Origin of the sequence: Collimonas pratensis (assembly GCF_001584185.1) — a bacterium.
In the GTDB taxonomy this organism is placed as follows: Bacteria; Pseudomonadota; Gammaproteobacteria; order Burkholderiales; family Burkholderiaceae_D; genus Collimonas; species Collimonas pratensis.
On the sequence record NZ_CP013234.1, the window covers coordinates 3,023,890 to 3,048,473 of the forward strand.

Below are 24,584 nucleotides of genomic sequence, written 5' to 3' on the forward strand. Positions count from 1 at the left end.
TACTGTCATCTTGCTGTCTTCTGCTCGCCGCCCGGCATCTCGCTATAACTTTGCGCCATCGCCACCACCACCTTGCGCGGCCCTGCAAACGGATCGCGCGCATGCGCGGTCAGCATATTGTCAAGCATCAGCACGTCGCCGCTCAGCCACGGAAACACGACGCGCTGCCGGTCCAGCACAGCGCGGATTTCGGTCAGCGCTTCGGCTTCGATCTCTTCGCCGTCGCCGTAATAGACATTGCGCGGCACGCTTTCCAGGCCGACGGCATCGATCAGCGTCTCTTGCATATCCTGGTCCAGCGCCGACAGATGAAACAGGTTGAGCTGATTGAACCAGACCATGTCGCCCGTGCGCGGATGCCGCGCCACCGCCTGGCAGCGTTCGCGGGTGCGCAACAGCAGCTCGCCATCCTCACTGTGGCGCCAGCTGCATTCGATGCCGCGGGCGGCGCAATATTTTTCCACCACGCGCGGATCGTCAGAACCGAAGGTGTGCTGCCACGGCAAATCCAGGCCTTGTCCAAAATTGCGCACATACAGCAGCTCGCGTTTGGCGAAACGCGCCACCAGCGCAGGATCGAGTCCGCGATAGATGGCGCGGCTGTCGGCGATCGGCGTCGCGCCGCCTGACTGGGCCGCCAGTACGCAATGGAACCAGATGCGCAGCGGCCATTCGCGCGTGTAGGACTGCTCGTTATGCAGCGGGATGGAGCGATGCGGCGGGTATTCGGTCGAGGTATACACCGCGCCTTCGACCTGGCTGCGCGGGGTCGACGCATATTCATAGCCGATCAGAGGGTGGCCGAAGGATGCGGCAAAGCCCTGGAACGACTCGATCGAAGAAACCTGAAAACCGGTAAACAGCACGCCGCCGGCCTGCTCCAGGATATCGTCAGCGACCGTGCGCAATAACGGCGCCGCCTCTTGCAGCGAAACATGTACTCCTGCCTTCGGCGCGACAACGGTCGGCAGGCCCGGCTCGATCCGCAGATCGTCGATGCTTAGCTGCGGCATGAAAACTGTACTCATGCAAAATTCTCCGAAAACAAGGCATCCGGCACAAGGCCCGGGCGCCTCCGGTTACAAACGGCCTGTCGCGCTGAATTAGTGCGCCTTCGATGCAGCCGCTTCATCCATATGGCGACGCAAGCTTGCCGGACGCATGTCGGTCCAGACTGTCTCGATATGCGCCAGGCAGGTATCTTTGGCGCCGCTGACGCCCACTTCGCGCCAGCCGGCAGGCACCGCGCGGAATGTCGGCCAGATCGAATACTGTTCTTCGTCGTTGATGACCACGGTATAGATATCTTCATCCGCCTGTTTGGCGGCGGCGGGGGGATTTTGTGTTTGGCTCATGATCAGATTCGCTCCAGGAATGTTCGGGAAATGGCCGCCGGGCGTAAACCTGCCCAATTGGCGTCCTTTATCAATAGACGATTGGGATATGCGTTTTTTTACTCTGGCGGGCGGAGCTGCCGTGGAATGCCGGCAAAGCGGCGCCGCGGTCACAGGCTGCCAGGCAGTCGGAGCAATGCTTTTCAACGTCGCGCACCATGAAGTGCACCAGCGTCTGCGACACATCCAGCGCACGCGCCGTGCTTTGCAGCGTTTCATCGCGAAAGCGCACCATCTCGAAGGCGGCGCGGTTCCTGGCCGGCAGCCTGTCCAGCGCGTCGAACACGTGGCGCAAGGTGTCGCGCAGCTCCAGCGCAGCCTCGGGCGACGGCTCCGACGATGGCATGTCGAGGCCACTGTCTTCATCGGCATGGTAGATATTCTCAAGCTTCTGGCGGCGGCAGGCGTCGATGGAAGCGTTGCGCACCATCCGCATCACGTAGGCGATCGGCTGTCGCACTGCATCCTGGCCCGGCAAGTCGGCCAGCTTGACGTACACATCGTGCACCACGTCTTCCGCGCGGCTGACACAGCCGACAAAGCCGCGCGCGACGTTGATGAACATCGGCCGGTTGGCGATCAGGATGTCCAGCAACGGGCCGGCGGGAAACGATGCATTGGCATTGAAAGTGGAAAGCGATCCCGCTACCGAACACCCCGCTCCCTTACGCAATCGCGCCATGAATTCACTCCGTTCCGTTAAGACGAAGTTGAAAGATAACACAAATACGAATCATTCTCAGTAAGATTAACTTATGACCTTATGACTTTTAGGGATTTACTACGCAGGCAATGGCACCGCCATGTGCTTCATGCGGAAGGAAGAAATGCGGTCAGCGAGGCAGAAGCGCTATCCGTGACACGCATGGAGATGCCGCAAACAAGCTCAAAAGCCGCTTGCAGTTGTATCGACAACGGAAATTGTACAGAACAGGCCGCAGCGGCCAAAGGCATTCAGGCGAGTTTTTGCGCGGCTACCAGCACGCCGTCGGCGTCGGCATAGATCCAGGCGCCTGGCGTGATAGTCACGCCGGCGATCGAGACGCTGATGTCGCGTTCCCCTACCCCCTTGCGGACGCTGCGCTGCGGGTGCAGCGCCAGTGCGCGAATGCCGATGTCGCAGGCATTCAGTTCGGCCGAGTCGCGCACGCAGCCGTTGACGATAATGCCGGCCCAGCCGTTTTTCTGCGCCAGCACGCCGAGATTGCCGCCGACCAGTGCACAACGCAGGCTACCGCCGCCGTCGACCACCAGGACCTGGCCGTCGCCGGCGGTTTCCAGCGTGCTGCGCACCAGTACATTGTCTTCATGCACTTTGAGGGTACGCGCCGGGCCGCAAAACGCCTGCCGCTTGCCAAGGGCAATAAACACCGGCGGCAACACCGCCAGGGCGGCGCTGCCGAGCTTGTCTTCGTTGGCGTCGCACAGGTCGCAGGTGGAAAAAGTCATGACATCTCCGTCGCAGGCAAGGTGGTTCAGGCTGGTTCGTCCGGCGGCTTGGCTGAAAACGTCAGGCCGCCGAATTTCTTGACACTATACATCCGCTTGTCGGCGACTTTCAACAAGGTTTCCAGGTCAAGGCCATCGGCCGGATACAGCGCGCCGCCGATGGAAGCGCCGATCTGGCAGTGGTCGCCGTTGGCCATCAGGATCGGCTTGTTGAGCACCGCGTAGATTTTTTCCGAAATCGCCAGCGCCGACTCTTCATCGGCCACGCCCGGCAGGTAGACGATGAATTCATCGCCGCCGAAGCGCGCCACTTCATCTTCTTTGCGCAAGGCATTCTGCAGGCGCAGGCCGACCTCGATCAGCACCCGGTCGCCTTCATCGTGACCGTAGTGATCGTTGACCTGCTTGAACTTGTCAAGGTCGACGAACAGCACCGCAAAGCGGAACAGCTGCGGCTCAACGTCGGTGCGGCGGCGGAATTCGATTTGCGCAATCAACGAATCGCGGTTCAGTAAACTGGTGAGGCGATCGGTGCTCAGGTGTCGCTCCATCTCTTGGAAGCTCTCGGCCAGCTCGCCGATCTCATCTTTGCGGTCGATATTCAGCTTAGCAAACGGCCGACCGCTGCCGATGCTGCGCACTGCTAGCGTCAGCTTGCGGATATCGCGCAGGGCCCAGCGCAAGATCCCGTAGCCGACCAGCAAAGCCAGCAGAATCACCAGCAGGCCGAGATACAGGCTTTTGTAGACGCTGGAGTTGATCGCGCCCCAGAAATCCGAGCGCGGCAAGGCGACCACCGCGATCCATTCCAGTCCGGCGGCATCGCGGTGCAGCTGCGCGGCCACTTCGATCGGGCCGGAGGAACTGGGAAAGGCGCCGATGATCAGCTTGCCGGGCTTGGGCGGATTGATTGCCGGCGGCACCACCGGATCGGTGATCGGCGTCACCCCGGGATGCTTCTGCAGATAGCTCTGCACCAGTTGCCAGCTTTGACGCATAAACGGTGAAGCGACGCTGGCGAGTCCGTTCCTGATGCGCAGGTTCTTGTCGTGGGAATCGAGGAGGAACACGTTTTCACCATTCGAGGCGGCAATCAGGTCGCCGTTGCGCTCGACGATATAGGCTACGCCGTTGCGGTCCATCGGCAGCGCCTGCAGGTATTCCCTCAGTGGCTTCAGCGACAGTTCCCTGGCTACCACGCCAAGCAGCTCATGGCTGACGTCAAACACCGGCCGCGCCAGCATCAGCGCCGGCTCATTGCTGGCGGCTTCGATAAACACCGGCGACCAGGCATCTTTCTTCTGGCTGGCGGCATTCAGGTACCAGCTTTGCGTGCGCGGCTCGTATTCCTCGGTTTCCAGGAAAGTCATTTCCACTGCCGGACCGCGGCTGCGGTACAGATGGCTGGGCTCGTCGCCGGCGCCACGCAGGCGGACCCGGAATTCATTGGCGGCGGTGCGGCGGATGCCGACGAAATGGCCGTCCACGCCAGCGAAACCGATGAAGCCGCCGACCGTCGGGAACAGGCCGCTGGCAATCCACATGCGCTCTTCCAGCCGGCGCACATTGGCGGGAAAGGGAATCGGCGTCGGCGTTTTGTTGACGGCATCGGCGATTTGATCAGGCGCGACGACGCGCAACGCCGCTCCGGCGTCGAAGAGTTGCCTGTTGATTGCACTGTTGATGCCCCCCATCATGTCTGCCAGGACCTTTTGCGATAACGCATCGGTTGCATCCTGACCTGCCTGATAAAGAAGCCAGCCGACTGATACGGCTAGACATAACAATAGCGCTGCAAACGGCAAAATGAATAAGCGTTGCAGTGAAGTTCGCTTCAAAATTGCCTCGAAATAACACAAAAATCGGCAATATCCGACTTAAAGAACTACTACTGCATCTTGGTGTTACCTGCGCACTGCTGCGTCACGGCAGTGTTAAATGAATAATTTATAACATTCGATTATTACAAGACCAAGACAACAGTTTGAACCGCGTCAATCTGAAAAAAGGCCACACGGCGGCGCCATGTGACCTTTATATAGCAACAGGATGAAGCCGCTTGCGATTTTACTCTTTTGCAGCGGAGAGATCCGGGCTTAAGTTGATGTTTTGAAAACTATCTCACCATTGTTAACATTTATATGAACAATCTCCTTCGGCCCGAATTTCCCTTCCAGAATCAATTTCGACAAAGGATTTTCAATCTGCTGCTGGATTGCCCGCTTCAGCGGCCGTGCTCCGTACACCGGATCATAGCCAGCCTCGGCGATTTTCTGCAGCCCGGCTTCCGAGATGTCCAGGCCCATGTCCATTTTCGCCAGGCGCTGCTTCAGTATATCCAGCTGGATCAAGGCAATCGCACCGATGTTCTTCTCGTCGAGCGCATGGAACACCACGATTTCATCTATACGGTTGATAAACTCCGGACGGAAATGGTTCCTTACTTCCGCCATGACTTCCATCTTAACCACTGCCGGATCGCTACCTTCCATCGCCTGGATCCGGTGCGAACCGAGATTCGATGTCATCACAATAACCGTATTCTTGAAATCCACGGTACGACCCTGGCCGTCTGTCATGCGGCCGTCGTCCAGCACCTGCAGCAACACATTGAAGACGTCCGGGTGAGCTTTTTCAATCTCATCCAGCAAAATCACGCTGTAGGGCTTGCGCCGCACCAGTTCGGTCAGGTAACCGCCCTCTTCGTAGCCGACATAGCCAGGCGGCGCGCCGATCAGGCGAGCCACCGAGTGCTTTTCCATGAATTCACTCATGTCGATGCGGATCATCGAATCGGCGCTATCGAACAGAAAGGTGGCCAGCGCCTTGCACAACTCGGTCTTGCCGACCCCGGTCGGCCCCAGGAACATGAAGGAACCGTACGGCCGGTCAGGATCGCTCAGGCCGGCGCGCGAACGGCGGATAGCATCGGACACGGCGACGATGGCTTCGTCCTGGCCGACCACGCGGCGGTGCAGTTCTGCCTCCATGTTGATCAGCTTCTCACGTTCGCCCTGCAGCATCTTGGACACTGGAATGCCTGTGATGCGCGACACGATCTCAGCGATTTCGTCGGCGCCGACCTGGGTCCGCACCAGCTGCGGCTTGCCGTCAGGATCCGGATTCTGCGCCGCCAGCGCGTCCTGCTTCGATTGCGTCTCCAGCGCTTTTTCCAGTTCGTTGAGCTTGCCGTACTTCAGCTCGGACACTTTTTGCCAGTCGCTGTTGCGGGTAGCCTCGTCGATCTGCAGGCGCAGCTTCTCGATTTCCTCTTTCAGATGCTTGCTGCCCTGAGCGCTGGCTTTCTCCGATTTCCAGATTTCCTCCAGATCGGCGTATTCGCGCGACAGCTTTTCGATTTCTTCCTCGATCAGGGCGAAACGTTTCTGCGACGCTTCGTCTTTTTCGCGGCGCACGGCTTCACGCTCGATCTTGAGCTGGATCAGACGGCGGTCGAGCTTGTCCATCACTTCCGGCTTGGAATCGATTTCAATCTTGATCTTGGCGGCCGCTTCATCAATAAGGTCGATTGCCTTGTCGGGCAGGAAGCGGTCGGTGATGTAGCGGTGCGACAATTCCGCTGCCGCGACGATCGCCGGGTCGGTGATTTCCACCCCGTGGTGGACTTCATATTTTTCCTGCAAGCCGCGCAAGATCGCAATCGTGGCTTCAACACTAGGTTCGTCCACCAGGATCTTTTGGAAACGGCGTTCCAGCGCGGCGTCTTTCTCAATGTATTTGCGATACTCGTCCAGCGTGGTGGCGCCGACGCAATGCAGCTCGCCGCGCGCCAGGGCTGGCTTCAGCATGTTGCCGGCGTCCATCGCGCCTTCCGCCTTGCCGGCGCCGACCATGGTGTGCAACTCGTCGATGAAGACAATGGTCTGCCCCTCATCCTGGGCGATTTCCTTCAGAACCGCTTTCAGGCGCTCTTCAAACTCGCCGCGGAATTTTGCGCCGGCCAGCAAGGATGCCATGTCGAGCGACAGGACGCGCTTCGACTTCAGGCTGTCAGGCACTTCGCCATTGACGATGCGCTGCGCCAGGCCTTCCACGATGGCGGTCTTGCCGACGCCGGGTTCGCCGATCAGCACCGGGTTATTCTTGCTGCGGCGCTGCAGGATCTGGATCGCGCGGCGGATTTCATCGTCGCGGCCGATCACCGGGTCGAGCTTGCCGAGGCGGGCCCGTTCGGTCAGGTCCAGGGTGTATTTTTTCAAGGCTTCGCGCTGCCCTTCGCCATCCTGCGAAGCGACATTGGCGCCGCCGCGCACGGCGGTGATGGCCGCTTCCAGCGCCTTGCGGGTGAGGCCGTTTTCGCGCGCCAGCCGGCCGGCGTCGGATTTGTCGTCGAGCAGAGCCAGCAGCAGCATTTCGCTGGCGATGAACTGATCGCCGCGTTTTTGCGCTTCCTTGTCAGCCAGGTTGAGCAAGGCCAGCAGCTCGCGGCCGATCTGCACTTCGCCGCCGCTGCCGCTGACCTTGGGCAGGCGGTCCAGCGCGGTCTTGAGTCCGGCGCCCAGCGCGGCCACATTGACGCCGGCGCGCTGCAGCAGCGAGGTGGCGCTGCCATCGTCCTGGTTCAGCAAGGCGATCAGGGCATGCACCGGATCTATGTATTGATTATCGTTACCGACTGCCTGGCTCTGGGCGTCGGCAATCGCTTCCTGCAACTTCGTGGTTAATTTATCGAAACGCATGGTTCCTCCAAAATATCTGATGGATAGAAAATTGGGACATGCCGGCTGATTTCAAGCGCGCATGGACAAACTAAACTGAGGAAAAGTCGCAGTTAAAGAGAGGATAGCATTGGACAAGACGTTAAAAAGCCCTTCGCATGGAAGGGCCCGGAGAATCGTTGCAGTGCAGGCTACCTGACCTGCGTCGCCATGAAGTAGGTCGCCGCCACCAGCGCAGTGCCGAAGCCGCACACAAAGCTCGCCAGACGCCAGGTTTGATCTGTCATCTCCTTGTGCATCTCGGCGCTGGTCGCGGTCTGGTCCAGGCGCGTCTCTATGCGCGTCAGGCGATCCCGCGCGTCGCTCACAAATTCTTCGAGCTTGCCTACTCTGGTTTCCATTCCGTCATCATAGCCACCACCATCGCCGCCGTCAAATGAAGGCGCGGGCGGAACTCTTCTGTTGCCAATTTCGCTCCTCAAGCATGGCACTTTAGATTTGGCTTCCAACTACGCCCTCCCGAAGTCATCAGATATGCTGAGGCAAACGCGGTAGTACCTCAACGGACACATTCAATTGTGTCATCTTAAACAATTTTTTTACCTGTTTCCGACGACTTGGCTAAGGAATTTCTGAAACTAGGAGGTCAAGGCACGATAAGTCGCGAAGCCGGCGATGCACAGCAGGATGGAACCGAACAGATGCAGCACAGTGTGGCTCAGGAACCAACCGTATTCGCCGTGTTGCAGCAACACCATCGATTCGGCTGAAAAGGTGGAAAAAGTGGTCAGGCCGCCCAGGAAACCGGTAATCACCAGCAAGCGCCATTCCATCGGCAGCGCCGGGTGCGATTCGAAAAACGCTACAGCCAGGCCAGCCAGGTAGCCACCAGCCAGATTGACCAGCAAAGTACCCCATGGCAACTGATTCTGGTAAGCGCCAAGCCAGGCGCTCGCGCCCCAGCGCAGCCAGGCCCCTAAAACAGCGCCAATGCCGACTGCCAGCCAGCTCACTTCTTGCTTTCGCGCATAGGCAAAGGCAAGCCGTCCTGCTCCCATTTTGCGAGCGCTTCATCGTCGCTGCTGCGGGCGTCTACCCAGCGCGCGCCTTGGTCGGTGTGTTCTTTCTTCCAGAACGGCGCTTCGGTCTTGAGATAATCGATGATGAATTCGCAGGCAGCGAAGGCATCGCCGCGATGCGCCGAGGTCACCGCCACCAGTACGATCTGGTCCTGCGGCAGCAAGGGGCCGATGCGGTGGATGACCAGCGCATCGAAGATTTCCCAACGCTGCTTGGCCTGCGCGACGATGGCGGTGAGCGCCTTTTCGGTCATGCCGGGATAATGCTCAAGCTCCATCTGGGCGACGCTGCTGCCGTCGTTCAGATCGCGCACAGTGCCGAGGAAACTGACGACGGCGCCGATCCTGGGATTGGCCTGCCGCAGCTGCGCCAGCTCGGTGGCGAAATCGAAATCTTCAGTCTGGACGCGGATTGGCATGATCAGGACCTCATTGCGGGCAAGGAAATCAGCCGCCGGTGACCGGCGGGAAAAATGCGACTTCGCCGCCGTCGGTGACGACGGTGTCGGCGTTCGCCAGCTCTTGATTGAAGGCCATCCGCAGCGCCCGGCCGTCGGCCAGCGCTTCTGCCCAGACGCCGCCGCGGGCGCGCAAATGCGCACGCACGGCGCCAACCGTGGTCGCTGCCTCAGGCAACTCCAGCACTTCCTGCGACTGCTTGAGCGTCTCGCGCAGGCTGGCAAAAAAACGTAATTCGATCTTCATTGCATTCTCGTTATTGAACAGGCTCAACCCATGCTTATTGCAGCAAAGCAGAAAACGGCAGGAAGCGCAGGATGTCGCCGCGGGCAATGGTCTGCCCGGCCGGATTATCGACCAGGCCATCGCCCCAGACCGCGGAAGTCAGCACCCCCGAGCCCTGGTGCGGAAACAGATCGAGGCCGCCGCCGGCGTTGATTTTTACCCGCAGGAATTCCTGGCGGCGGTCCGCCTTCGGCCAATCGAAATCGGCGCGCATGGCCAGCGCCTGCGGCGCCAGCGCATCCGCCGCCACACCTTGCTGGTGCAAGATGAAGGGGCGCACGAAAATCAGGAAAGTGACGAAACTGGAGACTGGATTACCCGGCAAGCCGATAAAGAAAGCATTGCCGCCTTCTACGCGGCGCACTTCGCCGAAGGCCAGCGGCTTGCCCGGTTTCATGGCGATTTGCCACATATTGAGACGCCCTTCGGCTTCCACTGCCGGCTTCACGTGGTCTTCTTCGCCGACCGAGACACCGCCCGAAGTCAGGATCAGGTCGTGTTCCTGAACCGCCCGGCGCAAGGCGTCGCGGGTCGCTTCCCGATTGTCCGGCACGATGCCGTAGTCGGTGATTTCGCAGCCGAGGTTTTCCAGCAAGCCGCGCAGGACAAAACGGTTAGAGTTGTAGATCGCGCCCGGCTTCAGGGTCTGGCCAGGCATGGTCAGTTCGTCGCCGGTGAAAAACATCGCTACCCGCAAGCGGCGCAACACTGGCAGTTTTTCCAGCCCTACCGATGCCGCCAGGCCGAGATCTTGCGGCCGCAGGCGCGTGCCCGCCGCCAGGATCTCGCTGCCGCTCTGGATATCCTCGCCGGCGCGGCGCACCCATTCGCCGGATTTCGGCGCATGCCTGATCACGACGGCGTCGCCTTCGGCTTCACACATTTCCTGCATCACTACTGCATCGGCGCCTGCCGGAATCATGGCGCCGGTAAAGATCCTTGCCGCGGTGCCGGCGGCCAGCGGCGCACCGACGTGGCCGGCCGGAATCCTTTGCGACACAGGCAAGCGCGCCGCACCGCTGCTGCAATCGGCAGCGCGCACTGCGTAACCGTCCATCTGCGTGTTGTCCGCCGGCGGCACGTTGAGCTGCGAGACCTGGGAGGCGGCCAGCACCCGGCCGTTCGCTTCCAGCGTCGGCACCAGCTCGGCGGCAGCACCTTCGGCCAGCGGGCGGTCGGCCGCCAGCAGCACGGCCAGGGCTTCGGCGACGGTTAACATCGGTGGCTTTTGCATCATTTTCTAGCGCTTTCGTTGCAGCTTGTTTGCAGCTTGTTTATAGCTTATAAACCGGTGTGCCCCGCAATGAAGCGCTTGACTTGAGCGACGTCGGCCGCCATCACTTCAAAACGCTGCGGCAGCGCTTCAATGTTTTCAAAGCCGGCCGGCCGTTGCGCATCGCGTCCCAGCGCTTCGCGGATTGTTTCATTGAACTTGGCCGGCAAGGCGGTCTCCAGCACGATCATCGGCACGCCAGGCACCATATACTCGCGCGCGACCTTGACGCCGTCGGCGGTGTGGGTGTCGATGGTGACGTTATAGCGTTGCTGGATGTCGCGGATGGTAGCCAGCCGGTCCTGGTGCGTGGATTTGCCGGACTGGAAGCCGAAACGGGCGATCTTGGTGAACTCGTCGCCATCGCTGCCGGGGCCGCCGGCCAAATTGAAGCCACCCGCGGTTTCAACCTTGTGGAACAAGGCGCGCACGCGTTCGCTGTCGCCATCCAGCAGATCGTGGATGAAGCGCTCGAAATTGGAGGCCTTGCTGATGTCCATGCTCGGGCTGCTGGTGTGATAGGTCTCGGCCGACTTGCGCACGCGGTAGATGCCGGTGCGGAAAAATTCGTCGAGCACATCGTTCTCGTTGGTGGCGGCCACCAGCTTGTCGATCGGCAGGCCCATCATGCGGGCGATGTGGCCGGCGCAGATATTGCCGAAATTGCCCGACGGGACAGTAAAGGAAACCTTCTGCGCATTGCTGGTGGTCGCGCTCAGGTAGCCGCGGAAGTAGTACACCACCTGCGCCACCACGCGCGCCCAGTTGATCGAATTGACTGTGCCGATTTTCTGGCTGGCCTTGAAGGCGTGGTCGTTGGAGACCGCTTTCACCATGTCCTGGCAGTCGTCAAACACACCTTCGACCGCGATGTTGAAAATATTCGGATCCTGCAGGCTGAACATCTGCGCGGTCTGGAAGGCGCTCATCTTCTTGTGCGGCGACAGCATGAAGACGCGGATGCCTTTTTTGCCGCGCATCGCATATTCCGCGGCGCTGCCGGTATCGCCGGAGGTGGCGCCGAAAATGTTCAGCTTGGCGTCATTCTTGGCCAGGGTGTACTCGAACAGATTGCCGAGCAACTGCATCGCCATGTCCTTGAAGGCCAGCGTCGGGCCGTTCGACAAGGCTTGCAGCAGCAGCTTGCTGCCGTCTTTTTCTTCCAGCACGCTGAGCGGCGTGATCTGGCCAGCGTCCTCGCCGGTCCGCGCGTTGCGATAGACATCCGCAGTATAGGTTTTGTGCGCCAGCTCACGCAAATCGGCCTCTGGCACATCGGTGGCGAACTTCTTCAGCACTTCAAACGCCAGGTCAGCATAGGACAAGGTGCGCCATTGATCCAGTTCGGCCGAAGTAACTTGCGGATACTCAGCCGGCAAGTACAAGCCGCCATCCGGCGCCAGGCCGCCCAACAGGATTTCGGAAAAATTTTGTGCGGCTGCGTGGCCGCGAGTCGAAACATAATGCATAGTGTGGATGGCGTTGGTAAGGGGATGAAGATAGGCTGTTGCATGCATTATAGCGTCCGCTACCCTGCCGCTGTCAGCTTTGGCGGCAACCGCGGCGCTTGGCCGGGCTTATTTTTTCTTCCAGTAGTGGCCGCTCTCTTCGTAGCATTCGACGCTCAGGTCGGCGACTTTTGCTTCCATATGCGCCTGCGCATCGGCGATCGCCTGGTTATAGATGGCAGGGCCGATCACCTGCAGGCAAAAATCGAGCAGCATGCCAGCCTTCAGATCGCCGATCGGCTCTTCCATGTTTTCCTTGAAATAGCGCTGAATCGAACCGACCAGGTCCTTCTGTTCCGCTTGCTGTAATTTGATCGCCACTGTCTTGATCCTTGTCTGTTGTACATCATCCAGCGCATCGACAATCTCTGCGCTTTTTGGGAAACCCGTAAATGTACACCAAGCGCCGGCCCGGCGTTATCACTACACCAATATACCTGACGAGCGCGCCATTCATGAAAGATACAAATCCACGCTGCAGCCTTATTGCCACGCTGATACAATGTCACACTTACATAATCGGGTATTTTGCATACCTGACGACTTGCACATCTTTCAATTGTTATGACACCTCCACTACCTACTCCATCAGCCGACCTGGTCAACAGCTCGGCCATGCCGGACGAGCACCCGATGTCGGGCAGCCTGTTCATGGTGGTCGCCCCTTCCGGCGCCGGCAAATCGACGCTGGTGAATGCGCTGCTGGCGCAGGAACAAACGATCAAGCTGTCGATTTCCTACACTACGCGGCCGCCACGCCCGGGTGAACAAGATGGCCGTGAATACCACTTCACCACGGTGGAAGATTTCCGCGCCCGCCATAAGCAGGGCGAATTCCTGGAATGGGCTGAAGTGCATACCAATTACTACGGCACTTCGCGCCTGGCGATTGCGGAGCAAATGCAGTCCGGCACCGACGTTTTGCTGGAAATCGACTGGCAAGGCGCCCAGCAGGTGAAAAAGCAGTTTCCGCACGCCGTCGGGATTTTCATCCTGCCGCCGTCCATCGCAGCGCTGGAAGAGCGCCTGAAAAAGCGCGGCCAGGACGAACCGCAGGTCATCACGCGCCGCATTCTTGCCGCCGGCGGTGAAATCGCGCACGCCCCCGAGTTTGAATATGTTATTATTAATCAAGAGTTTGCATCTGCTCTGTCGGAATTAACAGCGATTGTCAAAGCGACTCGCTGCCGCTTTTCGCAACAGGCAGTGCGGAACGCGTCTTTGTTCGCCCAACTGGGCATCCATGCAAATTTAAGTTAATATTTAGCCAACTGGTATTCAACCACCAATTGGCAGTACCGCATTCTGGAGAATTATATGGCCCGCATTACTATCGAAGATTGTCTGAAACAGATCCCTAACCGTTTTCAGCTGACGCTGTCCGCGACTTATCGCGCACGCCAACTGCTGCAAGGCCACACTGCGAAGATCGACGCCAAGGACAAGCCAACCGTGGTTGCCCTGCGTGAAATCGCTGCCGGCAAGATCGGCATTGAAATGCTCAAGAAGGTACCTGGTTAATTTGAATGAATTGAGGGCAGCGTTGCTGCGTCACTAATGCGCCACGCTTTAGCGACTCCGCGACTCTGTCCTGCAATTGATAAAACTCATGCGGCTGCCATCGACCCAGTATGAACCTGACATCTCCAGATTCAAGCATGTCATCATCAGCCGCAACCACAAAAAAACGGGCGGCCTCCCCCCGCTCAGCCAGAAAACCTGCTAATACGCCCCCCTTGCCAGATCCTCAGCCCGCCCTCCAGCCCGGCGTCGCCTCGATTACGCACCTGACCACCAAGCTTGCCGAATACCTGACCCCAGCCGAGCTGAAGAAGGTCAAGGAAGCCTATCGCTTTTCGGATGAAATGCATCTGGGTCAGATGCGCAAATCCGGCGAGCCCTATATTTCACACCCGATCGCCGTCGCCGAAATCTGTGCCGACTGGAAGCTGGACGCGCAAGCCATCATGGCCGCCCTGCTGCACGACGTCATGGAAGATCAGGATGTCAAAAAAGACGAGCTGATCGAGCGCTTCGGCGCACCGGTGGCGACCCTGGTCGATGGCCTATCGAAACTGGACAAGATCGAATTCCAGAGTCAGATCGAAGCGCAGGCGGAGAATTTCCGCAAGATGCTGCTGGCGATGGCGCGCGATGTCCGCGTGATCCTGGTCAAGCTGGCCGACCGCCTGCACAACATGCGCACGCTGGGCGTGATGATCCCGGAAAAGAAACGCCGCATCGCGCGCGAGACCATGGAGGTCTACATTCCGATCGCGCATCGGCTCGGACTCAACAATATCTACCGCGAACTGCAGGAACTGGCATTTTCGCACCTGTATCCGCTGCGTCACCGCACTCTGGCGAAAGCGGTCAAGGCAGCGCGCGGCAATCGCCGCGAGGTCGTCAGCAAGATCCTGGAATCGGTCAGCACCACGCTGGCCGCCACCGGCATCAACGCCCAGATCGACGGCCGCGAGAAGAGCCTGTTCGGCATCTACCGCAAGATGCACAACAAGCATTTGTCGTTTTCCCAGGTGCTGGACGTCTACGGCTTCCGCATCGTGGTCGACACCTTCGCCAATTGCTATCTCGCACTCGGCACCCTGCACGCGCTGTACAAGCCGATGCCTGGCAAGTTCAAGGATTACATCGCGATTCCCAAGCTGAACGGCTACCAGTCGCTGCACACTACGCTGATTGGCCCTTACGGCACGCCGGTGGAATTCCAGATCCGCACCCAGGACATGCATCGCGTCGCCGAATCCGGGGTTGCCGCGCACTGGCTGTACAAGGATGAGGAAGGCAACCTGAGCGACCTGCAGCAGCGCACCCATGCCTGGCTGCAGTCGCTGCTGGATATCCAGAAGCAGACCGGCGATTCGGCCGAATTCCTGGAACACGTCAAGGTCGACCTGTTTCCCGATTCGGTTTACGTGTTCACGCCGAAATCGAAGATCATCGCCCTGCCGCGCGGCGCCACGGCGCTGGATTTCGCCTACACCATCCACACCGATGTCGGCGACCAGACCATCGCCGCCAAGATCAACCATGAACCGGCGCCGCTGCGCACTGAGCTGCATAACGGCGACATCGTGGAAATCATTACCTCGACCAGTTCGCGCCCCAGCCCCAACTGGCTCAGCTTCGTGCGCACGGGCAAGGCCCGTTCTGCGATCCGTCATCATCTGCGCACCATCAACCTGGGTGAATCGGTAGAACTCGGCAAACGCCTGCTGTCGCAAGCACTGGCGACGCTCAACCTGAATCCGGCACTGGCGCCGGTAGTTGTTGATCGCTTGCTCAATGAATCGAGCGCCAAGTCACTGGACGAGATCTACGCCGACATCGGCGTCGGCAAACGCATGGCGACCCTGGTGGCGCGTCATATCATGGGCTTGCTGGAAAACGAGCCTTTGCTGACGCCGCTGCTCGACATGGAGGGCGTCGCGACGCCGGCCAAGATGGATCCGGTGGTGATCTACGGCAGCGAAGGCATTTCGGTGCAGCTGGCGCCGTGCTGCCAACCGATTCCGGGCGACCATATCACCGGCCAACTGAAGCGCGACCAAGGCCTGGTGGTGCATGCGGAAGACTGCAACATCGCCAAGCGCCAGCGCAACAAGGATCCAGACCGCTGGATCGAAGTGTTGTGGGGCGAGGACCTGAACCGCCGCTTCGATTGCCGCATCAAGGTCCTGGTGCATAACGACAAGGGCATCCTGGCGCGGGTGGCTGCTGAAATCGGAGATTCCGACGCCAACATCATCTATGTCAACATGGACGACGACAAAGACCAGCTGATGACGCAACTGGTGTTCACTATCCAGGTGGAAGACCGCGTGCATCTGGCGCGACTGATGCGCAATGTGCGCCGCATCCGTGGCGTCACCAGGATCCTGCGCGACCGGAACTAAGCAAGCCGCCAGGCGACCAATCGCCCTGCATGCGGCCGCGGCTTACTGCAGGGTCGTTTTACGCGAGGTAGGCAAAGGCAACTGGAACACGTCGATGCCTTCGTCCGCCAGTTCATCGCACTCCTCCGCCGTGGCGACGCCGCGAATCCCGTGCTCCGGCACTTCCTTGTAGTGGATCCGGCGCGCTTCTTCAGCAAATCCTTCACCCACATCTTCTGTGTTTTCCATGACATGGCGCGCCATCTCCGCCAGGCGTTTCTGCATCTGCGCCACAGCCGGCGAATGCTGCGGCGGCTGGCTGCGCGCACCGGCCGGCGGCCTGGCAGCGGAAAGATTCAAATGCGGCGCCGACGGCAGCTTTTCCACTTTAACGCTGTCACAGAGTGGACAGACAATCAGGTTGCGCGCCGATTGCGAGAGAAAATCATCTTCCGAGCCAAACCAGCCCTCGAAGCGATGATTCTGTTCACAAGCTAAATTGTAGACTTTCATGATGCAGCATTCGTCGGCGCGGAAAAGCATGGATCTTACACTAGTGTCGTGGCCTGCCTTATCTGTCAGCAGACTCTACCAGCATATAACTTAATCAAGCACTTTGCTGCCTAAAGCTTGTTTGCCGCCAGCAGCATCTCGCTGATCTGGCGTGTCCCGACCGCCTCATTGCCATAGGAAAACGTGCCATGATCACGCATTTCCTCAGCGGCCCTCAGGAAAGCTCCAAGCGCGGCGCGCGCCAGCGAACCGCCGACGCTGACCCGCTTGACGCCGATCTGCGCCAGCTCCTGCAGGCTGAGCTGCACGCCTTGCAATCCCATGACGACGTTCACCGGCTTGTCCAGCGCACCAACCACCGCGGCAATGTCTTCCCTGCTTTTCAGGCCGGGTGCGTACAGCACGTCGGCGCCGGCATCCTGATAGGCTTGCAGCCGTTCGATGGTGTCCTTCAGGTCGGTGCGGCCAACCAGGAAATTTTCTGCGCGCGCGGTCAGCGTGAACGGAAAATCCAGCGAGCGTGCCGCCTCGACAGCTGCACGCATGCGCTCAACCGCAAGTTCCAGCGAGTAGATCGGATCGTCAGGCTGGCCGCTGGCGTCTTCGATGGAACCGCCGACGATGCCGGTAGCTGCCGCCAGCCGGATAGTTTCCGCCACCGTGCCGGGGGAGTCACCCCAGCCGTTTTCCAAGTCCGCGCTGAGCGGCAGATCGGTAGCCGCCGCCAATTCCTTCAGATGCGCCATCATTTGTTCGCGGCCGATAGCGCCGTCTGTCAAGCCGCGCGAAAACGCATAGCCGGCACTAGTGCTGGCCAGCGCCTCAAATCCCAGCAAAGTCAGCAGTTTGGCGCTGCCGATATCCCAGGGATTGGGAATGATGAAGGCGCCTTCGCGTGCGTGGAGCTGCTGGAAAATCCTGGCTTTCTCTATCTGCGATCGCATGCAATATCTCCGATATGAAATCGTTTCAAACGACTTATCCTGGAAAACCCCTGTTGATTATTGATTCCTGAAAACAACTTTTACAGCCAACAGAAGATAAACATTACCACCAGCAACTATTCGATGCAGCCGATTGCCAAAGAGGACAAAAAAACGCAGCCTGCAAGCGATTCTCTATTAGCTTAGCGCCGCTTTGTTTCCTAGAATGAAATCCTGAAGATGCACTCGCAACACTTTACCGCCGGCTATTTTTTATCCAGGCTGGCCAAGCGGAGGGTCGTATGGAAAAAATACTGCTGGTACTGCTCCTTGGAGCGATTGCGGCGGTAACGCCAGAAAAGGCGGTCGCCGCCGACAACGGCACCGGCCAGCCGGTTGCAGGCCAGGCGCCCTTGTTTGCGCCGCCGGCGCTGAACGTTACAGGAGTGCATCCGCAGGCACTGCTCATGGCGCCGCCGTCGCAGACGGTGGCGCCGGTCTGGCGCGAACGCAATGAATGGGAAAGACGCCGTGCCGACCAATGGAGCCAGCTGGAATGGCAACGCCAGCAGTGGCGGGAAAACCGCGGCGAACTGGCCGGTGGCAACCAGATCCACACCAGCGCTACCCAGGGTCCGGCATCGTCCAGCAGCTTCTGACGCCTTTAGCTGAAGATTAAAAACGCGGCAAATCGGCCAAGGTACGGCCAGATGCGTCACGCTCAGCGATGCCGATGCCTTCGATGCCGTGCTCGTAGATCACCAGCGCGATACTGGGCCCACGCACAATCTTGCCATCCACGGAAAACGCCGTCGCCACTTCGTCGCCGAAATGCAGCGCATCCACCACCAGGCTGACGTCTTGCTCGGCGGTCTTGTGTTCCCAACCGATAGAGCCGTCGTCCTGCGGCTTGGCCGTCCCCAGCGCACTTCCTCAACCCGGTCGCCTTCGACATTAAAACGCACTGCTTCAATCATATGGATGGACATGCTTTTCTCCGGGATAGAAAGTCTAATTATTCAGGGCTTCATGTTACCTGCCATGTCGGCTGGCAGCAAGACAGGCGCTCAGAAATTGGCTTAGACTTTATCCTTGGAGATTAAAAAAACGCTACCCGAAGATAGCGTTTTTCTGCTTCGATCACGGCCAGGCCGACCGTTTTACCTCTTCAATAGGCGGGGTCGCCGGGGACCACGCGCAACCATCCGCTCGGACAGCTTGGCACTTCAGGATAGTAGCCGGCAGGATTGTTACAGTAGTAGCTGTAATTGCCGTCGGGCGCAATATAAGCGCTGCCCGCCGGATAAAGCGCCGGGTCATAATAGTAAGGGTCCCAGAAAAACGGTCCGCCGATCACGATCACGCCACGGCCATGAAAATCCCTGAAGCGGTGGAATCCGTGGTGGGCCTGCGGCCCGCCACCGTAGCGCATGCCGCCGCCATGGAACTGCGCGCCGCCGCCGTGAAAACCGCCGCCATGGCCACCATCATTGCGGGCAAACGCCGAGCCCGCAGCGCCCGAGAATATCAGCGCCAGCGCGGCCAGCCACAAAATCATCAATTTTTTCATAGCAAGACCTCTTACTTCCCATGCTGCCACCCGAGGCGGCGTCACAAAGTGTCTCCCTGTATTCAATATAGTTTGTGCCGGCCGAATGGTCGATACAATTCAGTAATCTTTGCAACAGCTTGTATCAGCGCGCAACAATCTCGTGGCGAAAAACCGGATCCGGGCAGGCAATTCATGCGCACTCTGCTTGCGGTATACTTGCCCGTCCAAAACGCAGAAAGAAAGCAATAGAAATGACGACCTACAAAGAACTGCAAGCGCAAATCGAGCAATTGAGGAAACAGGCAGAAGAATTGCGTCAGGCCGAAATCGCTGACGTGATTACCGAGATTAAAACCAAGATGCAGGAATATGGCATCACCGGCGCCGACCTCGGCCTGATGGGCAAGAAGCGCGTCATGAAAACCTCACCGTCGATGGCAGATGAAGCGCCGGCAATGACGCCTGCCGCTGAAGAGGCGCCAGCAGGCAGCGACATGTAATTATCCGCTGCGCTGATATCAGGCGGTTGCCATTGACGACAACCGCCATTCATATCACTCCAGCGCGAAACGCAACCCCAGCGCAAACACATTGTTGCGCAAGCCGCCGCTGCCGAGCTGCGCATCGTAATTCAGATACCAGCCCCAGCGCTTGTCCACCGCCGTATTCAAGCCCAGCCCCAGCCAGCCGCTGCTGCGCGCCAGACCTATCCCCTGCACAGTAAAGCCCGCCGCCGGCGCCCCCACATAAGCCGCGTTGAAATCCAGATTGCCGTCGTTGAAAGCGTGCTGCCAGGCTGCATAGGCTTGCAGTACGCTGATGCCGCCCGCCCATTGGAAGCTGGTGTCGCCACGCAGCCCAGCAATCCCGCCGTTTGCCGGTACGCCTGGCTGGCCGCCGTCAAGCCGAACACGCCGCCGTTTTCGGTAAAGCCGCCGCGCTTGAGGCGGTCGTAGGCGAGACCGGCGTAAGGCGTCAAGCGGCTGCTGGCGGACAGCGGCAGCACGTAGCCGCTTTCGGCATAGGCCGACCAGAGATCGTCGGTATGCTCAGCGCTCAGGTTCTGCGTGCTGCTGCCGATCAGCGCCTCGCGCGTCACCGTGCTGTTGATGGTGGCCAGCCCGGCCCGGCCCGAAACATACCAGCCCTGCTCGCCAAAGCCGTGGCGGCCATACAGCGAGACACCGGTATCCCGGCTCTTCGATTGCCCACCGAACCTGTCGAAGCTGGCCTTGCTGTCCGAGTAGGCGATCGCCGCGCCGACAATGGTGCTGGCACCGAGCCGGGTATCAACCCCGAACTGGCCGCCCCACAAGGACGTATCGCCGCTGGCATAGCCACTCTGGCTGAGCTTGCCGGACGCGCCCAGGGCGCTGACCCACAGGCCGCTGCCGTCATGGCTGTCGGCTTGGCTGCCCAGCATCGATAAACGGTTGGCCAGGTCACGGTTGACGGCCTGCGATTGCTGGAAGGTCAAGGCTTGCGCCGAGGCGTGGATCTGGCCCGACAGGCTATCCAGCACCTGCCCGGCGACCGCCACGCTGGCGCTCTTCTGCACGGCGGCGGCACTGGCCAGGAATTGGCCGTTCACGCCACCGACATTGCCGCTGGCGACCATCTGGTCGGCCGCCTGCAAGCCGCTCTCCAGGGCAGCAGCCGCATTGTTACGGGTGGCGTCCTTGCCGAAAGCCTGCGCGGCCATGACGACGGCATTGGTGCGGCTGATCTGCAGGTCGACTTCCTTGGCCTGGTAAGACAAGCTGGCGGCGATGAACACGCCTGGCGTAAAGCTGACGCCGTCGGCTTCGAAGCTGAGCGTGCTGAACTGGCCGCTGACGCCACCGCCTGCCGTCAGCACCCTGGCAACACCCACCTGCCGGGTGACGTAGCCGGACGGATCGCTGCTGCCGGCCGGCGTGGTCGCCACCAGATGCGAATTGGCAAGGATGGCCGCGCCGCCGACCGTCAGCGTGGTATTGAGCTGATTGGCCAGCACGGCATTCGGCGTGGCGACGTAGTTGCCGCCGATGGCGAGGCCGGCGCCGCTGTTGTCGAGGCGGCCGCTGTTGAGGACATTGCCATGCACGGCGCCGCCTGCGCCAGAGAGCCGGCCCAGACTGCCGACATTAATATTCGAGGCCACCGCACCAGTAATGTTCAGGCTGCCGCCGAGGACATTGCTGTCGCCCAGATAGGTATTGTTGCCGGCCAGGGTCAACTGGCCGCTGCCGCTTTTGTTGAGGCCGGCATCGCCGCCGATATCGTTCTTGAACACGGAGGAGGCATTGTCGAACTGGACATTGACGTTGGGTCCCAGCGCCAAGCTCTGCGCAAACAATGCCGGGCCATTAACCGCCTTGCTGGCGTTCAGCAGCCCCCAACCGTAAGTCGCCGTATCGTGCATGTCGGTGGCGGTGGAGAGGATGGTCTGGCGAATCAGGTCGGCATTCATCCACGGGTAGGCTTGCTGCACCAGGGCGGCAGCGCCGGTCACCGCTGGTGCGGCAAAGGAAGTGCCGAAGACGCGGCCGCCGCTGCTGCGGGAAATGAAGTCGCCGGGCGCCGCCAGGCACCAGTTGGCGGCGACGCCGCAACGGTTGGCGTAGCTGGAAATCATGCCGGGCACCTTGTCGCTGCTGCTGTAGCCGTTGCTGCCGCCGGCGGCGTTGACGGCGGTGACGGCCAGCCAGCCAGTCTCCAAATCAGAGAAGAGTTTAGGCAAGCTGGCGTTCAAATTCGGCTGTGCTGCGCCCTCATTGCCGGTAGACCAGATAAACAAACCCTGCTGCGCTACCAGCGGCTGGTACATGGCGTGCAGAGCCAGCGCCTGGCCGACCGAGGCGCCGGTCGCACTGATGCCATTGGACTGGTTGAAAATCCGCACGCCCTTGGCGAACATGTCCTGATACATCTGGCTGTTGAGCAGGACATTATCGCCACTGGTACCAGCCGCAACAGCCTGCACGAATACGCCGGAGGCCACGCCCAAGGTATTGCCGGCCAAGGCTTCGACCACTTCAGTGCCGTGCATATTGCCGTCGGCGCCGCTGGTGTTATACACAGTCTTGCTTATGCGTCCGGCGAATTGCGGATCGCTGACATCAAAATCGGTATCCATCACAGCCACTGTAACGCCAGCGCCAGTCACCCCCTGCGCGCGAGCGGCGGCAACATTGCTGGGATCGAGCACATTCAGCATGGCTGGCGGTGGCGTCACCACTGGCGGTACAGAACTGGAATTGCCGGGCGGTGCAGGAGTAGTGGTGACTGGCGGCACAGTCGTAGCGGGTGGCGGGATGGCAACAGGCGGTGTGCTGGGCACTGGAGTAGCGACGGGACCGGGATTGCTGCTGCCGCCCCCGCCTCCGCCACAACCCGAAATCATTACCAATACAGCAACAGAGATAGTCGACAGCGAATTCCGGCGAGACAATTCTATTCCCATAACGCCTCCCACATATGTGCATTAACTTCAACCCGATCAGTGATCGGCATATCGGCCTGCTGCATTCACATACTCAGTCGTGCATCCATAGCAATAAGCTTGTTTGTTTCCTTGCGGCAATTTAGTATGCGCGCCTTTTCTTCGTATTTTCATTTCCCTTGGGAAATATTTCTCTATGGATATATTTATGCGGCGATATAGCCACACAAAGAAGCGGTGCGGGAGAGGATGTGACGCGGGATTGGATTGCGCCAAGGCGAAACCTGGCACATTTGCGATCGATTAACTTTTAATGAGAATCGTGGCGGCTTTTGTTATTATTACTCTCCGGTAACCTTACCGAACTCCATGGGCATCAGCGCCGTCACAAACGGGGGTAATGCTCATGCCGGCACAACTTCAGGGGGATAAACATGACATTCACAGAATCAATCAAGATCTGCTTTTCCAAGTATGTCGATTTCAATGGCAGAGCATCGCGCTCCGAATACTGGTGGTTCATGCTTTTTCTCGTGCTGGGAACGGTTGCCGCAGGTGTAGTCAGCAATAAGCTGAGCGGGCTTTTCACCCTCGCCACGCTGCTGCCCTCCATCGCTGTGGCAGCACGCCGTTTACACGATACGGATCGTAGCGGCTGGTGGCAGTTGCTGGGGTTTATCCCAGTCCTGGGCTGGATCATTGAAATCTACTTCCTGATCCAGGAACCGAAAGAGCCAAACAGATTCGGTTCGGCGCCGGCCAGCCAGGCACTGCCGGAAACCTGAAAATCCCGCAAACAGCGGTGCCCGTCTTGCATTCTGGCGGATGCCGCACACTAAAAACCTGGCGGGATGCCCGCCTTCCATCTGCAGGACAATATGAAATCCGCTCTGTTAATCATCGATGTCCAGCACGATCTTTTTGAAGGAAGCCGGCGGCCGTTTGAAGCCGATGCGGTGATCGAGCGCATCAACGCCCTGACCGCCAAGGCGCGCGCCGCGGGTGCGCCGGTGGTTTTTGTCCAGCATGAAGAAGCCGACAGTCCACTTGAGTACAACTCACCAGGCTGCGCAAGAAGACCAGCGACTCCTTCCTCCGTACCGAGTTGCGAGAGCTGCTGACCGCATGGCAGGTTGACCATCTGGTGATCTGCGGCTATGCCTCGGAATTCTGTGTCGACACCACGGTCCGCAGCGCGGCAGCGCAGGGATACCCGGTCACCCTGGTGTCCGATGCCCATACCACCCACGACAAGCCGCATGCCAGCGGACAGCAGATACGCACACATGAAAATGCGACCTTGCCGAATGTCGACAGTTTCGGCGTGAAAATCACGGCAATAGTAAGCGTCGTCTCACCGCCGTCTGGACACTGACTTTATGATCCGCGACGATGGTGTCCGCTATCGATAGTGGACACTATGCCTTACATACCGCCCGAACCCAAACCAACGAAACCGAAACGTCGGAGCTTTACGGCCACGCAGAAGAAGGCCATTACCGAAGAGGCTCTGGCACCCGGCGCTTCCGTCTCCCGTGTTGCCCGCGCCCATGATCTTAATACTAACCAGGTATTCAAATGGATGCGGGAGTATCAGGGCAAACGACATTCAGAGTCTATCGCCTCGACGCTCATTCCGGTCATGCTCAGCCACACCGATGTAGCAGTGATGCCCGCCGTAGCAGAATCACCGATCACGGCAACCGGGACCATCGAGCTGCACCTCCCGAAAGGTCGAGTTTGCCTGACTGGTGCTGTCGATCCCGGCGCACTGCGCATGGTCCTGGAACATCTCAGCGCATGATCGGCCTGCCAGCAGGAACACGCATCTGGATTGTCGCCGGCGTAACCGACATGCGCTGCGGCTTCAATGGACTCGCTGCCAAGGTGCAGACTGCGCTGGAAGAAGATCCGTTCAGCGGCCATGTTTTTGTGTTCCGTGGCCGGCGCGGCGATATCGTCAAGCTGCTGTGGTGGACCGGCGATGGCCTTTGTTTGCTCGCCAAGCGCCTGGAACGCGGATACTTTGTCTGGCCGCAGGCACGCAACGGCACCGTGCATCTGAGTCAGGCACAGCTATCAATGCTCATCGAAGGGATAGACTGGCGGCGTCCGGAACGTACTCAACGCCCCCAGTCAGGCTTGTAAAC

General features: G+C 59.4%; 26 protein-coding genes and 3 pseudogenes. 10 read left to right on the forward strand and 19 right to left on the reverse strand.

The genetic code is table 11. The annotated features are described in order from the left end of the window. Nucleotides 1-5: 5 nt before the first annotated feature. The 13 genes and pseudogenes from CPter91_RS13585 to CPter91_RS13645 all read right to left on the reverse strand — a co-directional run bounded on the left by CPter91_RS13585 (nt 6) and on the right by CPter91_RS13645 (nt 12,447). A complete protein-coding gene (locus tag CPter91_RS13585; RefSeq protein WP_061941170.1) occupies nt 6-1,028 on the reverse strand; it encodes a TauD/TfdA family dioxygenase in 1,023 nt (340 codons plus the stop codon). Between the two features lie 75 nt (nt 1,029-1,103). Beyond that, nucleotides 1,104-1,355, reverse strand: a complete 252-nt coding sequence (locus tag CPter91_RS13590) for an MbtH family protein (protein WP_061941172.1) — start codon at nt 1,353-1,355, stop codon at nt 1,104-1,106. Nucleotides 1,356-1,424: 69 nt separating this feature from the next. Further along, a pseudogene (locus CPter91_RS13595) lies at nt 1,425-2,076 on the reverse strand (RNA polymerase factor sigma-70); the annotation flags it as partial. A gap of 272 nt (nt 2,077-2,348) precedes the next feature. Further along, on the reverse strand, nt 2,349-2,843 hold the full coding sequence (gene rraA / locus CPter91_RS13600) for a ribonuclease E activity regulator RraA (protein WP_061941174.1): 495 nt from the start codon (nt 2,841-2,843) through the stop codon (nt 2,349-2,351). A 26-nt stretch (nt 2,844-2,869) separates the two neighbouring features. Continuing rightward, complete coding sequence (locus CPter91_RS13605; protein ID WP_236905811.1) at nt 2,870-4,540, reverse strand: sensor domain-containing diguanylate cyclase; 1,671 nt, start codon at nt 4,538-4,540, stop codon at nt 2,870-2,872. Nucleotides 4,541-4,939: 399 nt separating this feature from the next. Continuing rightward, the gene (gene clpB / locus CPter91_RS13610; protein WP_061941178.1) at nt 4,940-7,543 is read right to left on the reverse strand and encodes an ATP-dependent chaperone ClpB; all 2,604 of its coding nucleotides are present in this window, start codon (nt 7,541-7,543) and stop codon (nt 4,940-4,942) included. 170 nt (nt 7,544-7,713) lie between these two features. Beyond that, nucleotides 7,714-7,923: a hypothetical protein gene (locus CPter91_RS13615; protein WP_061941179.1), complete on the reverse strand. Its 210-nt coding sequence runs from the start codon at nt 7,921-7,923 to the stop codon at nt 7,714-7,716. A gap of 237 nt (nt 7,924-8,160) precedes the next feature. After that, nucleotides 8,161-8,535 (reverse strand): fluoride efflux transporter CrcB, encoded by a 375-nt coding sequence (gene crcB / locus CPter91_RS13620; protein WP_061941181.1) that lies wholly within the window; start codon nt 8,533-8,535, stop codon nt 8,161-8,163. Next, entirely contained in the window at nt 8,532-9,020 is a 489-nt protein-coding gene (moaE, locus tag CPter91_RS13625; RefSeq protein ID WP_061941183.1) for a molybdopterin synthase catalytic subunit MoaE, read from the reverse strand. Before moaE ends, crcB begins: the two co-directional genes overlap by 4 nt. A 28-nt stretch (nt 9,021-9,048) precedes the next feature. Continuing rightward, nucleotides 9,049-9,306 carry a molybdopterin converting factor subunit 1 gene (gene moaD, locus CPter91_RS13630; protein WP_061946220.1) on the reverse strand — a complete coding sequence of 86 codons (258 nt, stop codon included), beginning with the start codon at nt 9,304-9,306 and terminating at the stop codon, nt 9,049-9,051. 34 nt (nt 9,307-9,340) lie between these two features. Continuing rightward, nucleotides 9,341-10,564: a molybdopterin molybdotransferase MoeA gene (locus CPter91_RS13635; RefSeq protein ID WP_236905812.1), complete on the reverse strand. Its 1,224-nt coding sequence runs from the start codon at nt 10,562-10,564 to the stop codon at nt 9,341-9,343. Nucleotides 10,565-10,626: 62 nt separating this feature from the next. Then, the gene (thrC, locus tag CPter91_RS13640) at nt 10,627-12,087 is read right to left on the reverse strand and encodes a threonine synthase (RefSeq protein ID WP_061941188.1); all 1,461 of its coding nucleotides are present in this window, start codon (nt 12,085-12,087) and stop codon (nt 10,627-10,629) included. Nucleotides 12,088-12,195: 108 nt separating this feature from the next. Further along, on the reverse strand, nt 12,196-12,447 hold the full coding sequence (locus tag CPter91_RS13645) for a DUF2164 domain-containing protein (protein WP_061941189.1): 252 nt from the start codon (nt 12,445-12,447) through the stop codon (nt 12,196-12,198). Nucleotides 12,448-12,741: 294 nt separating this feature from the next. Between CPter91_RS13645 and gmk the strand changes: the two genes are divergently transcribed. The 3 genes from gmk (at nt 12,742) to CPter91_RS13660 (ending at nt 16,043) form a co-directional block, all read left to right on the forward strand. After that, on the forward strand, nt 12,742-13,386 hold the full coding sequence (gene gmk / locus CPter91_RS13650; protein ID WP_061941191.1) for a guanylate kinase: 645 nt from the start codon (nt 12,742-12,744) through the stop codon (nt 13,384-13,386). A 57-nt stretch (nt 13,387-13,443) separates the two neighbouring features. Further along, entirely contained in the window at nt 13,444-13,647 is a 204-nt protein-coding gene (gene rpoZ, locus CPter91_RS13655; RefSeq protein ID WP_014006295.1) for a DNA-directed RNA polymerase subunit omega, read from the forward strand. A gap of 110 nt (nt 13,648-13,757) precedes the next feature. Then, nucleotides 13,758-16,043 carry a RelA/SpoT family protein gene (locus tag CPter91_RS13660; RefSeq protein ID WP_061941193.1) on the forward strand — a complete coding sequence of 762 codons (2,286 nt, stop codon included), beginning with the start codon at nt 13,758-13,760 and terminating at the stop codon, nt 16,041-16,043. Nucleotides 16,044-16,085: 42 nt separating this feature from the next. Here the strand turns inward: CPter91_RS13660 and CPter91_RS13665 are convergent, their stop codons facing one another. Both CPter91_RS13665 and CPter91_RS13670 read right to left on the reverse strand, forming a co-directional pair. Further along, nucleotides 16,086-16,535: a DUF1178 family protein gene (locus CPter91_RS13665; RefSeq protein ID WP_061946222.1), complete on the reverse strand. Its 450-nt coding sequence runs from the start codon at nt 16,533-16,535 to the stop codon at nt 16,086-16,088. A gap of 110 nt (nt 16,536-16,645) precedes the next feature. Continuing rightward, entirely contained in the window at nt 16,646-17,479 is an 834-nt protein-coding gene (locus CPter91_RS13670) for an isocitrate lyase/PEP mutase family protein (protein WP_061941195.1), read from the reverse strand. A gap of 281 nt (nt 17,480-17,760) precedes the next feature. Between CPter91_RS13670 and CPter91_RS13675 the strand changes: the two genes are divergently transcribed. Continuing rightward, nucleotides 17,761-18,117, forward strand: a complete 357-nt coding sequence (locus CPter91_RS13675) for a hypothetical protein (protein ID WP_061941196.1) — start codon at nt 17,761-17,763, stop codon at nt 18,115-18,117. A gap of 16 nt (nt 18,118-18,133) precedes the next feature. On the opposite strand, the gene CPter91_RS27355 is transcribed toward CPter91_RS13675, so the two are convergent. Both CPter91_RS27355 and CPter91_RS13685 read right to left on the reverse strand, forming a co-directional pair. Further along, nucleotides 18,134-18,307 carry a hypothetical protein gene (locus CPter91_RS27355; RefSeq protein ID WP_236905813.1) on the reverse strand — a complete coding sequence of 58 codons (174 nt, stop codon included), beginning with the start codon at nt 18,305-18,307 and terminating at the stop codon, nt 18,134-18,136. Between the two features lie 319 nt (nt 18,308-18,626). Further along, a complete protein-coding gene (locus tag CPter91_RS13685; protein WP_061941198.1) occupies nt 18,627-19,028 on the reverse strand; it encodes a hypothetical protein in 402 nt (133 codons plus the stop codon). Nucleotides 19,029-19,261: 233 nt separating this feature from the next. Here CPter91_RS13685 and CPter91_RS13690 point away from each other — a divergent pair, with 233 nt between their 5' ends. Beyond that, nucleotides 19,262-19,510 (forward strand): H-NS histone family protein, encoded by a 249-nt coding sequence (locus tag CPter91_RS13690; protein ID WP_061941200.1) that lies wholly within the window; start codon nt 19,262-19,264, stop codon nt 19,508-19,510. Nucleotides 19,511-19,564: 54 nt separating this feature from the next. Here the strand turns inward: CPter91_RS13690 and CPter91_RS13695 are convergent. Both CPter91_RS13695 and CPter91_RS27735 read right to left on the reverse strand, forming a co-directional pair. Beyond that, nucleotides 19,565-21,462: pseudogene (locus tag CPter91_RS13695) on the reverse strand (autotransporter family protein). Then, nucleotides 21,445-22,455: pseudogene (locus CPter91_RS27735) on the reverse strand (S8 family peptidase); the annotation flags it as partial. The pseudogenes CPter91_RS27735 and CPter91_RS13695, both read right to left, overlap by 18 nt. 413 nt (nt 22,456-22,868) lie before the next feature. Here CPter91_RS27735 and CPter91_RS13700 point away from each other — a divergent pair. From CPter91_RS13700 to tnpB, 5 genes are all read left to right on the forward strand, one after another. Next, on the forward strand, nt 22,869-23,219 hold the full coding sequence (locus tag CPter91_RS13700) for a DUF805 domain-containing protein (RefSeq protein ID WP_061941202.1): 351 nt from the start codon (nt 22,869-22,871) through the stop codon (nt 23,217-23,219). A gap of 93 nt (nt 23,220-23,312) precedes the next feature. Beyond that, nucleotides 23,313-23,555, forward strand: a complete 243-nt coding sequence (locus tag CPter91_RS27575; RefSeq protein WP_335340098.1) for an isochorismatase family protein — start codon at nt 23,313-23,315, stop codon at nt 23,553-23,555. Then, complete coding sequence (locus tag CPter91_RS27580; protein ID WP_335340099.1) at nt 23,540-23,809, forward strand: isochorismatase family protein; 270 nt, start codon at nt 23,540-23,542, stop codon at nt 23,807-23,809. The genes CPter91_RS27575 and CPter91_RS27580 overlap by 16 nt, the downstream gene beginning before the upstream one ends. A 45-nt stretch (nt 23,810-23,854) precedes the next feature. Beyond that, nucleotides 23,855-24,238, forward strand: a complete 384-nt coding sequence (gene tnpA / locus CPter91_RS13710; RefSeq protein ID WP_150119692.1) for an IS66-like element accessory protein TnpA — start codon at nt 23,855-23,857, stop codon at nt 24,236-24,238. Further along, entirely contained in the window at nt 24,235-24,582 is a 348-nt protein-coding gene (gene tnpB, locus CPter91_RS13715; protein WP_061941207.1) for an IS66 family insertion sequence element accessory protein TnpB, read from the forward strand. The genes tnpA and tnpB overlap by 4 nt, the downstream gene beginning before the upstream one ends. The last annotated feature ends 2 nt before the right edge of the window (nt 24,583-24,584 follow it).